Genomic DNA, 14,164 nt, shown 5'->3' with positions numbered 1-14,164 from the left:
ACCCTGCCAGCATCCTCGTTGAGCGGAGACAACGCATGACCCATCGCAGCCGACTGGCCGGGTTCATCATCGATTGCCAGGACACGCCCGCCGCAGACAGCGCGCGCTTCTGGGCCGCAGCGCTGGGCCTGCAGGCCGAGCCCGCCCGTGCTGAAGGCGACGCAGAGTATGCCGATCTGACGGGCGCGCCGGCGGGATTGAACGTGGAGGTGCAGCGGGTCGTTCACCCGTCGCGGGTGCATCTGGATATCGAAAGCGACGACATCGACGCCGAAGCCGAAAGGCTGGAAAAACTCGGTGCCCGCCGGGTCGGTTTCGTCAAACGCTGGTGGGTGATGGAAGCGCCCACCGGTCATCGATTCTGCATCGTGCGCATGCGTGATCACGATGCTCCGGCCAACCACTGGCCATGATGAAAAAAGGGACGGAAGCAGATGCTTCCGTCCCCTGTCGCTCAGCGCGCCTGCGCCACGCTCGGCGCCTGCGGTGACTGGCCCCAGCCACCGAGTGCCTTGTACACACCCACGACACTGACATTGACCTCTGATTCGGCGGCCGCCAGTGCATCATCGGCCACCAGCTGCGTGCGCTGCGCGTCCAGCAGGGTCAGGAAGTCCTCCGACCCTTCGCGGTAGCGGATCTGCGCCAGCGATTCGGCACGCCGCGCCGCCTGCGCCTGCTCGACCACGATGGCCAACCGTGCCTGCTGCTTGGAGTAGCGGGTCAACGCGTTTTCAGTGTCCTCCAGCGCCAGCAGCACCGCCTGTTCGTACTGCGCGGCCACGCCCTCGGCCTCGGCCTTGCTGGCACGCAGGCGTGCCTTGACCGTGCCGAAGTCGAATGCCGCCCAGCTCAACGACGGGGTCAGCGACCAGGCCTTGTTGTTGCCGTTGACCAGGCCACTGGCATCGCCGCCAAGGAAGCCGACGAAGCCGGACAGCGACAACCGCGGGAACAGATCGGCCGTGGCCACGCCGACACGCGCGGTGGCGGCAGCCAGGCGACGCTCGGCCACGCGCACGTCGGCACGCTGGCGCAGCAGTTCGCGGGTATCACCCAGCGGCAGTGCCTTGGCAAACGCCGGCACTTCGTGCGGCGCCAGCATGGCGGTCAGCACTTCCGGACGCTGGCCAAACAGGACAGCCAACCGGTTGCGCGACTGCGTCTCGGCCACTTCCAGCAGCGGGATGTCGGCCTCGATGGCCTTCAACCGTGCGCGGCTGCTCTGCACGTCCAGTTCGCTGCCGGCACCCAGTTCCCAGCGCGCCTCGGTCAGCCGCTGCGTATCGCGCAGGTTGACCAGGGTGCGCTGGGCCACCGCGATGCGCTTCTGGGTGCCACGCAGTTCGAAGTAGTTGCGTGCCACTTCGGCAGCGATCAGCACCTGCGCGTCGGCAAGGTTGGCCTGCTCGGCGTCCAGGTCGGCACGCGCAGCCTCTGCAGCACGGCGCTTGCGGCCGAACAGATCCAGCTCCCAGCCCGCATCGAAGCCGAGCTGGTAGCTTTCACTGAACACCCGCTGCCCACCCAGCTGCGGATCGGGTTGCTTGCGGCGGTCGTAGCTGCCGCCAGCGGTAACGTGTGGCGCCTGGTCGAAGCGGCTCTCGACAAACACGGCACGGGCCTGGCTGACACGGGCGACAGCCACGCGCAGGTCCAGGTTGTCCGACAGCGCGCCGTGCACCAGTTCTTCAAGCACGGGGTCATCGAACTGCGCCCACCAGCTGGCCACCGGCGAGGCGGTGCTGAAGACCGGCTGCTGTGCACCCTGCAGGACGACGGGCTCCTGCACCGGTGCCTTGTAGTTGGGGCCGACGCTGACACAGCCCGCCAGCACCAGGCTGGAGACGGCCATCGCCAGGGTGCGGATCACCATGGCAGCACCTCGCCCAGGTAGGTGAAGCTGCCGCTGGCGCCGGACTCGCCGATCAGCGCCATCTGCACGCTGGAACGCGCGCCCTCGGCGATTTCGATCTCGCCGTTGCCACCGTTCATATCGGTTTTCACGTAACCGGGGTGCACGGTGTTGACCTTGATCGGCGTACTGCGCAGTTCATGGGCCAGGGCCAGGGTCCAGCTGTTCACCGCGGCCTTGGACGCGTTGTAGGCCGGGATCTTGAAGTCGTAGATGCCCGAGGTCGGATCGGCATGCAGGGTCTGCGAGCCGAGCATGCTGGAGACGTTGACGATGCGGCCGGACTTGGCCTGCTTGATCAGCGGCAGGAAGGCCTGGGTCACCGCCACCAGCGCATACACGTTGGTCTCGAACGTGCGACGCCAGGTGTCCAGCGACTGCTCCGACGGCAGTTGCGCTGGGTTCTCGATCATGATGCCGGCGTTGTTGACCAGGATGTCCAGACGACCATGGCGCTGACGCACCTGCTCGACCGCCTCGGCGATGCTGGCGCCATCATTGACGTCCAGCTGCAGCGCTTCCACCGGCAGGCCCTCGGCCTGCAGCTTCAACGCCAGTTCCACTGCGGTTTCGCGCTTGCGCCCGGCCAGCAGCGTGTGCACGCCGGCCTGTGCCAGCTGTCGCACGGTTTCCAGGCCAATGCCGCGGGTTGCGCCGGTGACCAGCGCGATCTTGTTCTGATAGGTGTTCATGGATTCGTTGCCTTGGTAGGGGGAAGCGGGCGCCGGTGATTGCCGGCGCCGCTGTTTTCCATGTCAGTGGTGGATGGTCGGCTCGCCGTGCTGCACCAGCTGGCCACCACCGTTGCGGGTGACGAACTTGCGCAGTGCCACGTAGAACACCGGGGTCAGGAACAGGCCGAACAGGGTCACGCCCAGCATGCCGGCGAACACCGTGATGCCGGTCACCGAGCGCACTTCTGCGCCAGCGCCATGCGACAGCACCAGCGGCACGGTGCCGGCGATGAAGGCGATGGAGGTCATCACGATCGGGCGCAGACGCAGGCGGCAGGCTTCCAGTGCCGCTTCGACGATGCCCTTGCCGCCCATTTCCAGCTCTCTGGCGAACTCGACGATCAGGATCGCGTTCTTGCACGCCAGACCCATCAGCACCACCAGGCCGACCTGCACGAACACGTTGTTGTCGCCGCCGGTCATCCACACGCCGAACAGCGCGGACAGCAGGGTCATCGGCACGATCAGGATCACCGCCAGCGGCAGCGACCAGCTTTCGTACAGCGCGGCCAGCACCAGGAAGGCGAGCATGATCGCCACCGGGAACACGATGAAGGCCGCCTTGCCCTGGGTCGCCTGCTGGTAGCTCAGGTCGGTCCATTCGGTAGCCATGCCCACCGGCAGCACCTTGGCGGCGATGGCGGTGAGGTTGTTCATCGCTTCGGCCGAGGACAGCACACGCGGGTCGGCTTCACCGGCCAGGTCAGCGGCTGGGTAGCCGTTGAAGCGCAGCACCGGGTCCGGACCGTAGGTTTCCTTGACGGTGACCATCGAGCCGATCGGCACCATCTCGCCACGGTCGTTGCGGGTCCGCAGCTTGCCGATGTCTTCGACGCTGTCACGGAACTGGCCATCGGCCTGCGCGATCACCTGCCAGGTACGTCCGAACTGGTTGAAGTCGTTGACGTAGGCCGAACCCAGGTAGGTCTGCAGCGTATCGAACAACTCGGTCAGCTGTACGCCCTGGGCCTTCGCCTTGACACGGTCCACCTCGGCATCCAGCTGCGGCACGTTGGCCTGGTAGCTGGTGATCGGGAAGGCCATGCCCGGGGTCTGTGCAACCGCACCCTGCATCGACTGCACCGCGTTCTGCAATGCGCCATAGCCGAGGTTGCCACGGTCCTGGATGAACATCTGGTAGCCGTTGCCGTTACCGAGGCCGAGGATCGGCGGCGGCATCATGGCGAAGGCGAACCCTTCCTGCAGGCCTGCGATCTTCTGGTTGATCTCCGCATTGATCTGCGCCGCGGTGCGGCCATGGCGCTCACTGAACGGCTTGAGCGGAATGAACGCAACACCGGTGTTGGGCGTGTTGGTGAACTGCAGGGCATTCAGGCCCGGGAACGAAATGGTGTGAGCCACACCGTCGGTTTCCTGGGCGATCTTGGCGACCTTGCGCAGCATTTCATCGGTACGCGCGATCGACGAACCCTCCGGCAGCTTCACGCCGGCGATCAGGTACAGCTTGTCCTGGGTCGGAATGAAGCCCGGCGGCACCAGCTTGAAGATGAAGCCGGTACCGACCAGCAGCACCGCATACACCACGAACACCGCACCACGACGACCGAGGATCTTCGACACGCCACGCTCGTACTTTTCCGAGCTGGACTTGAAGAAGCGGTTGAACGGACGGAACACCCAGCCGAACAGACGGTCGATGATGCGGGTCGGGGCATCCTTCGGCGCGCCATGCGGCTTGAGCAGGCGGGCCGCCAGGGCCGGCGACAGGGTCAGCGAGTTGATCGCCGAGATCACCGTGGAGATGGCGATGGTGACCGCGAACTGCTTGTAGAACTGACCGGTGACGCCCGACAGGAACGCCATCGGCACGAACACCGCACACAGCACCAGCGCGATGGCGATGATCGGCCCGGACACTTCGCGCATCGCCTGATGCGCAGCGGCCAGCGGGGTCAAGCCTTCTTCGATGTTGCGCTCAACGTTTTCCACCACCACGATCGCGTCATCGACCACGATGCCGATCGCCAGCACCAGGCCGAACAGGCTCAGCGTGTTGATCGAGAAGCCCAGCAGGTACAGCGCGCCGAACGTACCGACGATCGACACCGGCACCGCGATGAGCGGGATGATCGAAGCACGCCAGGTCTGCAGGAACAGGATCACCACCAGCACCACCAGCGCGATGGCTTCCAGCAGGGTGGAGACCACGGCCTTGATCGAGTCGCGCACGAAGATGGTGGTGTCATACACCGCTTCGTACTTCACGTCGGCCGGCATGGTCTTCTGCATCTCATCCATGCTGGCCATCACCGCATCGCGGATTTCCAACGCATTGGCGCCGGGGGCCTGGAAGATACCGATACCCACCGCGTTCTTGCCGTCCAGCTGCGAGCGCAGCGTGTAGTCACCGGCACCCAGTTCGACACGGGCCACGTCCGCCAGCCGCACCACTTCACCGTCGGTGCCGCTCTTGAGCACGATGTCACCGAACTCCTGCTCGCTGCGCAGGCGGCCCTGGGCATTGATCAGGGTCAGGAACTGGCTGTTGGGCATCGGCTCGGCGCCGAGCTGGCCGGCCGAGACCTGCACGTTCTGCTCGCGCATGGCGCGCACCACATCGCTGGCGGTCAGGCCGCGCGCGGCAACCTTGTCCGGGTCCAGCCAGGCGCGCATGGCATAGTCACCACCGCCGAAGATCTGTGCGTCGCCCACGCCCTGGATACGTGCCAGCGCATCCTTGACGTGCAGGCGGGCGTAGTTGCGCAGGTACAGGGTGTCGTACTTGCCGTTGGGCGAGGTCAGGTGCACCACCATCAGGAAGGTGGGCGACTGCTTCTGGGTGGTCACGCCTTGCCGGCGCACGTCCTCGGGCAGTCGCGCCTGGGCCTGGGCAACGCGGTTCTGCACCTTCACCGCCGCTTCGTCCGGGTCGGTGCCCGGGCGGAAGGTGATGGTCATCTGCAGCACGCCGTCGGAACCGGCCACCGACTTGAGGTAGATCATGCCCTCAACGCCGTTGATGGCCTCCTCCAGCGGGGTGGCCACGGTTTCGGCGATCACCTTCGGGTTGGCGCCCGGGTAGACCGTGCGTACGACCACCGACGGCGGCACCACTTCGGGGTACTCACCGATGGGCAGCATCGGAATCGAGATCAGGCCTGCGGCGAAGATCACGATCGACAGCACCGCCGCGAAGATCGGCCTGTCGATGAAGAAACGGGAAAAGTCCATGGAAGAATCCTGGAAAAGGCCGTCGGCGGGCAACAGCCGCCCTGCCCCTCGCCAATCTGGCGAAGGCAGTGACGGCTGCCGCTGGCACCGGCAGCTAAGCGGGGACGCGGATCAGGAGCCGGCGGATCAGTGGTTCAGTGCGGCAGTTGCATCGCGACCCGGCGCCGGCGCAGCGGTGGGCTGCATCGCCACCGCCTTCGCCTGCACCGGCATACCGGGCATGAAGACCTTCTGCACGCCATCGATGATCACCTTGTCACCGGCGGCCAGGCCCTGCTCGACGATGCGCAGGCCTTCGGCGGTGCGGCCGAGGCGGATGTCACGGCGCTGGGCCTTGCCATCCTTGTCAACCACATAGACGTACTTGCGGTCCTGGTCGGTCAGCACGGCCTTGTCGTCGATCAGCATGGCCTGGAACTGGCCGCTGCCGAGCAGCTGCACGCGGGCGAACAGGCCCGGGGTGAACTGGCGATCGGCGTTGTCCAGCAGCGCGCGGACGCGGATGGTGCCGGTGCTGCGGGTCACCTGGTTGTCGAGGAAGTCGACCTTGCCCGAGTGCGGGTAGCCTTCTTCACCGGACAGGCCGATCTTCACCGGCAGCTCGCTGTCGCGCTCGCTCGGGCGCTCGCCCTTGCGTGCCATCTGCGCGTAGCGGAGGAAGGTGCTTTCGTCGGCATCGAAGTACACGAACACCGTATCCAGCGAGACCAGCGTGGTCAGCACGCTGGCGCTGTCGCCGGCGGTCACCAGGTTGCCGGCGGTGACCATCGCCCGGCCGGCACGGCCGTCGATCGGCGCACGCACCTTGGTGAACTCCAGGTTGAGGCGGGCGGCATCCACCGCTGCCTGCGCAGCCTGCACCGCCGCACCGGACTGGTCGGCGGCCGCACGACGCTGTTCGGCGGTCTCGGTGGAAATCGCCTGCTGTTCGGCCAGGCGCTTGGCACGCTCGGACTCGCTGCGGGCCAGCACCGCCTGGGTACGCGCACGGGCCAGTTCGGCGTTGGCGCGGTCGTACTCGGCCTGGTAGCTGCGGGCATCGATGGTGAACAGGACGGCGCCCTTCTTCACTTCTTCGCCTTCAACGTAGTTGACCTTGTCGATGTAGCCGGACACGCGCGGGCGCAGCTCGACGCTCTGCACGGCCTCGACGCGACCGCTGAACTCGTCCCACTGGCTGACCTGCTTGAGCAGCACGGGGGCAGCTGAGACCTGCGGCGGGGGCGGCGCGCCGGCTTCTTCGGCATGGCCACCGCTGCAGGCCGCCAGGACGGCGGCGGCGAGGATCGACACGCCAGCCATCGCGATGCGATGACCGAAACGATGTGGAGTGGTATTGGGGGAAGTCATGGCATGCATCCGTACGGAGGGGTGGTACAGCTATTTGAGAATTGCTATCAACTTTCGGCGGCGTATCCTGCGACCTCAACCAAAGTCGAGGTCAAGCAACGCCTGCGGTGTCGCGCCATAGCGGCGGTATTTCCAGGTGCAGCAGGCCGCGTGGCAGTTCGGCATCACTGCTGTCGCAACGGACGATTGCGCGGTTGTCGCGGCACCCGTCGAGCAGGGACACCACGCGGCGACCGACCAGCAGTGAACTCGGCCATTCAATACAGGCGTTGGCAGCGTTGGCCGGCGTGCAGACCGGACTGCACACTTCCAGCATCTGCGCGCGTACGCCTACGGCTTGCGCTTCCTGGTGCACCACCTGCGCGTACATGCGCAGCGCGGCGGTGGTGATCGAGGTCTCGCCATAGCCTGCCCAGGGCTTGAGCCCGGCCGGGCTGCCGATCATCACGTAGCGGCGGGCGTGCACGTTGTCCTGCAGCAGCGGCAGCAGGTGGTGCACCGCGTGCACATGCGGCATCAGGTCCGCCTGCAATGCCGCCGACAGGGCGTCACCGCCACGCTCGACCACGCGGCCACGGTTGTACGGGCCGCCCATCGCGGCAACCACCGCTGCCAGCGGGCGCGGGCGCTGCGCCACGCGTTCGGCCAGCGCACGTGCCGAACTGTCGTCGCTGAGCGAGCCCAGCATCGTCTGCAGGCCCGGCTCATCAGCGAACTGCTCGTGCAACGCCGCCAGGCGGCCGGGATCGCGGCCGACCACCAGCACGGGGCTGCCGGCCTCCAGCAATGCGCCGACCACACCCTGGCCCACGGCACCGGTGCCGCCGAGAACCAGGACCTCGGGCGTCAGAATCCCATTCACGGGACATTTCCTCCCAAATCCGGGATAGTCCCGATTCGGCGCAGTCGGTCACCCTTGTGTGAAGCAAGGTGCAAGGCACCGCCACGCTGCTGACGCATGGGCGCGGTAAACTCCCGAAAATCCTTGTTAACCAAGGAGCTGGGACGGGATTCAACGGTCATTGCCAGGTCCAGGGCGTTCTGGCCGGCAATCCGGAAGCGGGCAAGAATGTTGCGCAGGCTCATGGCGGACGGGCTCCAATTAGCGAATGGCGCCACGATAGACCTCAAACCCCTACTTGATTAGTCCTGATTAAGGGGAATAATCATCCCGTCCCCGGTCCAATCGTTCTGTCACGATTGCCCCATCCCCGACGTCCAGGATCCCTGACCATGTCCCACGATCTCAACGAGACGCTGATCTTCGTCAAAGTGGTCGAGCAAGGCAGCTTCATCGCGGCTGCCAAATCGCTCGGCCTGCCCAAGACCACGGTCAGCCGCAAAGTGCAGGAACTGGAAACGCGCCTCGGTGCGCGCCTGCTGCACCGGACCACGCGCCGCCTCGGCCTCACCGAAGCCGGCTCGATCTATCACGAGCATTGCCAGCGCATCGCGCGCGAACTTGAAGAAGCCGAAAGCGCGGTCAGCCAGCTGCAGTCTGGTCCACGCGGATGGTTGCGCTTCACCGTGCCCTATTCGATCGGCATCACCTGGATCGCACCGCTGCTGGGCCAGTTCCATGCGCAGTACCCGGAGATCCGCCTGGACATGCACATGGGCAACGAGAAGCTGGACCTGATCGCCGGTGAGGCCGATCTTGCCCTGCGCGTGGGTGCCCTGCCCGATTCCAACCTGGTGGCGCGCAAGCTCGGCAGCCTGCGCACGCAGGTATTCGCCAGCCCGGCCTACATCGAGCGCTACGGCGAACCGCTGCATCCGGAAGAGCTGCAGTTCCACCGCATCCTGGCCATGCGCAAGCCGTACCACACCGGCAATTCGCCACGCTTCACCTGGCAGCTGGGCGAGAACGGTGGCGAGCTGCGCGACTTCCCGGTGACGCCGCTGATGACGGCCAACGACATGTCTGCGCTGAATGGCGCGCTGGTGTGTGGCGAAGGTCTGCTGCTGACCGGCGACGTGATGGCCAAGCCGTTCGTCGAGTCGGGCATGGTGCGCCGCGTTCTGGCCGGCTGGACCGGTCCGGAAGTGGATTTCAACGCGGTGTTCGCCGGTGGCCGGCTGGTGTCGCCGAAGGTGCGCGCGTTCGTCGACTTCCTGGTGGAGAAGCTCAACTTCGACGCCAACTACATGCTGGCGCAGTGCCCCGGTGCGAAGCTGGCGCGGCAGCAGCAGGAACAGGAAGAAGCGGCGCTGGCGAGCAGCGGCAAGCGGATCCTGGAGAAGGTGGCTGCTTCGGCGGCGTAAGCTGTAACGATGCCGCCTGTACCCTGCTCCTGGATCGGCGCCGGTAGATGCCGACCTTGGTCGGCACGGCTCTCCACATGGGCTATCGGCGTGCCGAGCAAGCTCGGCACCTACAGAAAATGCCGCCTGCAAGGGCGGCATTTTCGTTCCGGCTGCGCCGGAACAGCAATAACGCTGCGCGTTATTGCTTGAGAGGAATCACGCGGATCTCGACGCGGCGGTTCTTGGCACGGCCGGCATCGGTGCTGTTGTCAGCGATCGGATAGGACTTGCCCGCGCCCAGGGTTTCGATGCGCACGCTCTGCACGCCCTGGCCAATCAGGTACTGCGCAACCGAATCAGCACGCTCCTTGGACAGGCGGTTGTTGACCGCGTCGCTGCCGATGCTGTCGGTGTGGCCGACCACTTCGATCATGGTCTGGTTGTAATCGCGCAGGGTGCCGGCAACGCCATTGAGCGAGCCGTAGAACTGCGGCTTCAGTGCCGACTTGCCGAAGTCGAAGGTGATGCCGTCGGGCAGGTTCAGCATGATGTTGTCGCCCTGGCGCTCGACGTCGATGCCGGTGTTGGCGGTGCGCTCGCGCAGCGCGCGCTCCTGGCGATCCTGATACTGGCCCACCGCGGCGCCACTGAGTGCGCCGATGCCCGCGCCGATCAGCGCATGCTGGCGACGCTCGGTCGCGCTGTCGCCGGACAGCAGGCCCGCGGCCACGCCGATGGCGGTACCGATCAGGGCATTGCGGCCGGTGCGGTTCTGCTGCTCGGTCGGGTTGCCGTACGGATCACTCTGCACATAGGAGCCGCCGGTGGCGCAGGCCGACAGGACGGCCGCACTCATCAGGGCCAGTGCGACGTTGCGGGTGGTGTTGCGGATCATGGTGTTCTCCTTGGTTTCCGGTCGGGCCGGCGGCTTGCGGGCGGCAACGAGGATAAACAGCCGGACGCGATGTCGGGATGATGATCACGCCGGTCGACAGGGGCGTGTTCAGCTAGCTGTCTGGACCGCTCAGCCAGCGCTTTACCCCGCTGCCGACTGACGGTAGGCGGCCAGAGCGGCATCCCGGCCAGCGGCGAGGTCCACCAGCGGCGTGCGTGGGTAGCCCGGCGCGCGTTCGGCCAGCAGGTGCGGATGCTGCCATGGAGCGAACCGCGCTTTCACCGGCAGCGCCGCCAGCTCAGGCACCCAGCGGCTGATGTAGCGCGCCTGCGGATCGAACTTCTCGGCCTGTGTGACGGGATTGAACACGCGGAAATACGGAGCCGCGTCTGCACCGGTGCCGGCCACCCACTGCCAGCCCATCGTGTTGTTGGCCAGGTCGGCATCCACCAGCGTGTCCCAGAACCAGCGCGCACCGTGCAGCCAATGCGCACGCAGGTGCTTGCACAGGTAGCTGGCAACGATCATCCGCACCCGGTTGTGCATGTAGCCGGTATGCCAGAGCTCGCGCAGGCCAGCATCGACGATGGGGATGCCGGTATTGCCGCGCTGCCAGTCGTGCAGCTGGGCGGCACTGGGGCTGGCCCACGGGAAGCGATCGAAGCGTGGATTGAGGTTGTCGGTGGGCGTCTTCGGGAAGTGGTGCAGCAGGTGATGGGCAAAGTCACGCCAGCCAAGCTGGCGCAGGTAGCCATCGATGTCAGCATCGGTACCGGCACTGCGCAGGCCTTCCAGCGCGTGGGCGATGCGCCACGGCGCGATTTCGCCGAAATGCAGGTGCGGCGACAGCCGCGAGGTACCGACCCGATCCGGCAGGTCGCGCTGCTCGCGATAGCCGCGCAGCGCACCATCCTCGAACACGGACAACGCCTCGAGCGCACCGGTCTCGCCCGGCTGCCAGTGTTCCCAGAACCCGGTATCCCAGTGAAGCGTGGGCGCCAGCTGCAGCGTATCCAGCGCGAGGCTGTCGACCGTATGCGCCGGCAGCGTCTCCGGTGCGGCCCGCAAGGCGGGCAAACGCCAGTGGCTGAGTACGTTGCGCCAGTACGGAGTGAATACCTTGTAGGGCTGCCCCTGCTGGGTGGCGATGTCCCAGGGCTCGAACAGCAGGCTGCCGTTGCAGCTCTGCGCATCTATGCCCTGCTCGCGCAGTGTGCGTTTGATGGCGGCATCGCGCGGTTGCGTGGCCGGTTCGTACTTGCGGTTCCAGTACACCGCTTCGGCGCCGGTCTGCTGCACCAGCTCCAGCAGGGAAGGCAGGCTGTCACCGGCACGCAGCACCAGCGATGAACCCCGTGCACGCAGGCCGGCATCCAGTGCCGCCAGCGAACGATGGCGCCACGCATTGGAGGCCGCGCCCGGCGCCCACTCGCCCTCTTCGTGCGGCGCGTGGATGTACACCGGCACCACATCGTGACCCGCTTCCAGCGCCGCCTGCAGCGCCGGATTGTCCTGCAACCGCAGGTCCCGACGGAACCATACCAACGCTACCGACACGTGCACTGCCTCTCAGTTGCTGGGCGGCCATGATAGCCAGTGACGGTGAAGGCGATGCGTGCGACCGGCTCTGCTAGGCTGCGCGCTCTTCCGCTTCCGCCCGGCCCTCGTCATGGATGATCTTCGCGCCACGTTTGCCCGCTTCGGCCCCTTGCAACCGCAATCCGCCGACGCGTGGCAGGGGCCGTTCCCGCTGCCGGACGTGCTGGCCGGATTCTACGCACACGTCGGCCCGTTCGGCGAGGTATTCAATCCTGCAAAAGGCCCCTGCGGCATCACCATTCCAGGCCTTGAGGTGTGGATACCGCCCTTGCAGCGCCTGTGGGCCTACCAGGCAGGCTATCGCTGGAACGGCAACGATGGCGAACCGACCAGCGACTGGCCGCCGCAGTGGCTGGTGATCGCCGACCGTGGCGCCGATCCCCTCACCCTCGACATCGACGATGGCCGCGTACTGTTCGCCCGTCATGGTGCGGGCCACTGGGACGCCGGCGGGTTCGCCGCCGACGTGCCGACCCTGATGGCCGCGTTGGCTGCGGCCGGCAGCGTTTACCTAGATGCCGATGAGGATCTGTACAGCGATGACGATGATGGCGGGATCCGTCCGGTTCATCGCGAAGCGGCGCTGCGCGCTGTCGCTGTGGTGCTGGGCAGCACGGATGAAGCAGAACTGTTCCTGGACGCGATGCAGTAGAGCCACGGCATGCGCGGATGGTGCACGGAAAGGTTCAATCCACGCGTGGCATGGATCCACTTCTGGACTGCTGCATCGCTTCACTGATCACCCGTCCGTCGTTCTTTCCTGCGGCACCTGCTCCGGCTGAGCGGCCAGGAACGGGTGCAGTACGGTATCGGCAGCAGCCACCGCGCCCACCACCAGCAGCAGGGCAACGGCAATGGCGGCCATCGGAACGAGGCGCGGGCGCGTGCTCATCGGTCGTTCCTCACTCCCAGCACCGGTCGGTGCGGCCCTTGGCGGTCTGGGCACGCGCGCAGTCACGCGGCGTGATCCGTCCCTCTCGCTGCTCCACCCGTTGCTTGCCGCCATTGTCATCGCGCTTCAGCTCGAAGGCGTCGTACAGGCGCCCGGTCACCGTGCGGGCCTCGTAGCGAAGGCGCTGCGGATCGATGCGCAACACCTGGAACAGCTGGGTGTCTTCGCCCACGGGGTCCATCGTCCTGCGTGCTTCGTCCGACAGGCGGTACTGCTTCGGTCCAGCCACTGTCACAACGTACTGCGGTGTTGCCGCCTGCCCTTCGCCGCGACGGCCGTAGGTATGGTCATGCCCCTGCAGTACCAGATCCACCTTGTGACGGCGCACCACCGGCAGCAGCACCTTGCGCAGGGCAGCATTCTCGCGGCCCTCGCGCGGCGAATAGAACGGCTGGTGCAGCAGCACGATCGTCCACGGCTGCCGGTTGCCGGCCAGCACCTTGTCCAACCACTGTGCCTGCGCCTTGGCGGTACCCAGATCCAGCGCCGAGGTGCCATCGACCACGGCCACGCGCACGCCCTGTGCGTCGAACCAGTAGCTGGTACCCGCCGCCGCGCTGGCACCGTTGCCCGGCAGGGCGAAGGTCACCGGCCAATGGCGGCCCAGCACGCGGCGCTCCTGTGGCGTGTCCTCGAATTCCTCGAAGTACTCGTGGTTGCCGATCGCCGGCGCCACCAGCGTCTCCTGTGCCAGCCAGCTGGTGGCGGCGAACCATTCGCCCCATTCGCTGTCGTCCATGTTGTCGCCACCGCTGACCAGGTCGCCGGCAAACAGACTGATCCGTGCATCCGGCGCGGCCTTCTGTGCGGCCCGCACCACACGGCTTACATGGCTGACGTTCTTGTTCTGGGTATCGCCGAAATACAGCAGGGTCAGCGGCTGGTCGGCAGCGGCCAGCGTACGCAGCTGGTTCCACGCGCTCCAGCTGCCATTGCCCTGTACGCGGTAGACATACAGGGTGTCCGGCTGCAAACCATCGATGTCGGCGCGATGATGATGCGAAAAGCCGTTCTCGGTCTGCAGCACCTGGGTCTTCGCGCGCACCTGGACGATGCCCTCGATGGCCGGCGAATCGTCGGCCCGTGCGATTTCCAGCAGCGGCGACTGCACGCTGCCATCGGTGCGCCAGGCCACTGCGAATCCGTGGCTGGGGTCGACCGATGGAGAGGCAACGATGCGGTCCGGCACCGGTGTGGCCGCGTAGTAGCGGCTGCCCGACGGCACCTGCGTATTGGGCTCGGCTGCAGCCATCGCCATCGATGGCAATGCCAGCAGCAGC

The 14,164-nt window shown here is 66.3% G+C and carries 12 protein-coding genes and 1 pseudogene; 3 read left to right on the top strand and 10 right to left on the bottom strand.

Annotation, left to right across the window (positions count from 1 at the left end):
• Nucleotides 1-35 precede the first annotated feature (35 nt).
• Nucleotides 36-413, top strand: coding sequence for a VOC family protein (locus CLM74_RS08880; protein WP_105163866.1), 378 nt, complete (start codon nucleotides 36-38; stop codon nucleotides 411-413).
• 41 nt (nucleotides 414-454) lie between these two features.
• Here the strand turns inward: CLM74_RS08880 and CLM74_RS08875 are convergent, their stop codons facing one another.
• The 6 genes from CLM74_RS08875 to CLM74_RS08850 all read right to left on the bottom strand — a co-directional run bounded on the left by CLM74_RS08875 (nucleotide 455) and on the right by CLM74_RS08850 (nucleotide 8,277).
• A complete protein-coding gene (locus CLM74_RS08875; RefSeq protein WP_105163865.1) occupies nucleotides 455-1,876 on the bottom strand; it encodes an efflux transporter outer membrane subunit in 1,422 nt (473 codons plus the stop codon).
• Nucleotides 1,870-2,607, bottom strand: a complete 738-nt coding sequence (locus tag CLM74_RS08870) for an SDR family oxidoreductase (protein WP_105163864.1) — start codon at nucleotides 2,605-2,607, stop codon at nucleotides 1,870-1,872. The genes CLM74_RS08875 and CLM74_RS08870 overlap by 7 nt, the downstream gene beginning before the upstream one ends.
• A gap of 63 nt (nucleotides 2,608-2,670) precedes the next feature.
• Entirely contained in the window at nucleotides 2,671-5,841 is a 3,171-nt protein-coding gene (locus tag CLM74_RS08865; protein WP_025878843.1) for a multidrug efflux RND transporter permease subunit, read from the bottom strand.
• A 126-nt stretch (nucleotides 5,842-5,967) separates the two neighbouring features.
• Complete coding sequence (locus CLM74_RS08860; protein ID WP_025878842.1) at nucleotides 5,968-7,191, bottom strand: efflux RND transporter periplasmic adaptor subunit; 1,224 nt, start codon at nucleotides 7,189-7,191, stop codon at nucleotides 5,968-5,970.
• Nucleotides 7,192-7,282: 91 nt separating this feature from the next.
• A complete protein-coding gene (locus CLM74_RS08855; protein ID WP_025878841.1) occupies nucleotides 7,283-8,053 on the bottom strand; it encodes an SDR family NAD(P)-dependent oxidoreductase in 771 nt (256 codons plus the stop codon).
• Nucleotides 8,050-8,277: a hypothetical protein gene (locus CLM74_RS08850; protein WP_025878840.1), complete on the bottom strand. Its 228-nt coding sequence runs from the start codon at nucleotides 8,275-8,277 to the stop codon at nucleotides 8,050-8,052. Before CLM74_RS08850 ends, CLM74_RS08855 begins: the two co-directional genes overlap by 4 nt.
• A 147-nt stretch (nucleotides 8,278-8,424) precedes the next feature.
• On the opposite strand from CLM74_RS08850, the gene CLM74_RS08845 reads away from it, so the two are divergent.
• Nucleotides 8,425-9,456: a LysR family transcriptional regulator gene (locus tag CLM74_RS08845; RefSeq protein ID WP_025878839.1), complete on the top strand. Its 1,032-nt coding sequence runs from the start codon at nucleotides 8,425-8,427 to the stop codon at nucleotides 9,454-9,456.
• Nucleotides 9,457-9,637: 181 nt separating this feature from the next.
• Here the strand turns inward: CLM74_RS08845 and CLM74_RS08840 are convergent, their stop codons facing one another.
• The gene (locus CLM74_RS08840; RefSeq protein WP_105163863.1) at nucleotides 9,638-10,333 is read right to left on the bottom strand and encodes an OmpA family protein; all 696 of its coding nucleotides are present in this window, start codon (nucleotides 10,331-10,333) and stop codon (nucleotides 9,638-9,640) included.
• Between the two features lie 141 nt (nucleotides 10,334-10,474).
• Nucleotides 10,475-11,890, bottom strand: coding sequence for a deoxyribodipyrimidine photo-lyase (locus CLM74_RS08835; RefSeq protein ID WP_105164968.1), 1,416 nt, complete (start codon nucleotides 11,888-11,890; stop codon nucleotides 10,475-10,477).
• Between the two features lie 112 nt (nucleotides 11,891-12,002).
• Between CLM74_RS08835 and CLM74_RS08830 the strand changes: the two genes are divergently transcribed.
• Complete coding sequence (locus CLM74_RS08830) at nucleotides 12,003-12,584, top strand: hypothetical protein (RefSeq protein WP_105163862.1); 582 nt, start codon at nucleotides 12,003-12,005, stop codon at nucleotides 12,582-12,584.
• Between the two features lie 105 nt (nucleotides 12,585-12,689).
• On the opposite strand, the pseudogene CLM74_RS08825 reads toward CLM74_RS08830, so the two are convergent.
• A pseudogene (locus CLM74_RS08825) lies at nucleotides 12,690-12,824 on the bottom strand (inorganic diphosphatase); the annotation flags it as partial.
• A 10-nt stretch (nucleotides 12,825-12,834) separates the two neighbouring features.
• Nucleotides 12,835-14,142, bottom strand: coding sequence for a metallophosphoesterase family protein (locus tag CLM74_RS08820; protein ID WP_080277641.1), 1,308 nt, complete (start codon nucleotides 14,140-14,142; stop codon nucleotides 12,835-12,837).
• Between the last annotated feature and the right edge of the window lie 22 nt (nucleotides 14,143-14,164).

Origin of the sequence: Stenotrophomonas sp. MYb57, assembly GCF_002966815.1 — a bacterium.
Taxonomy (GTDB): domain Bacteria; phylum Pseudomonadota; class Gammaproteobacteria; order Xanthomonadales; family Xanthomonadaceae; genus Stenotrophomonas; species Stenotrophomonas indicatrix.
This window is presented reverse-complemented; position numbering and strand designations above follow the sequence as displayed.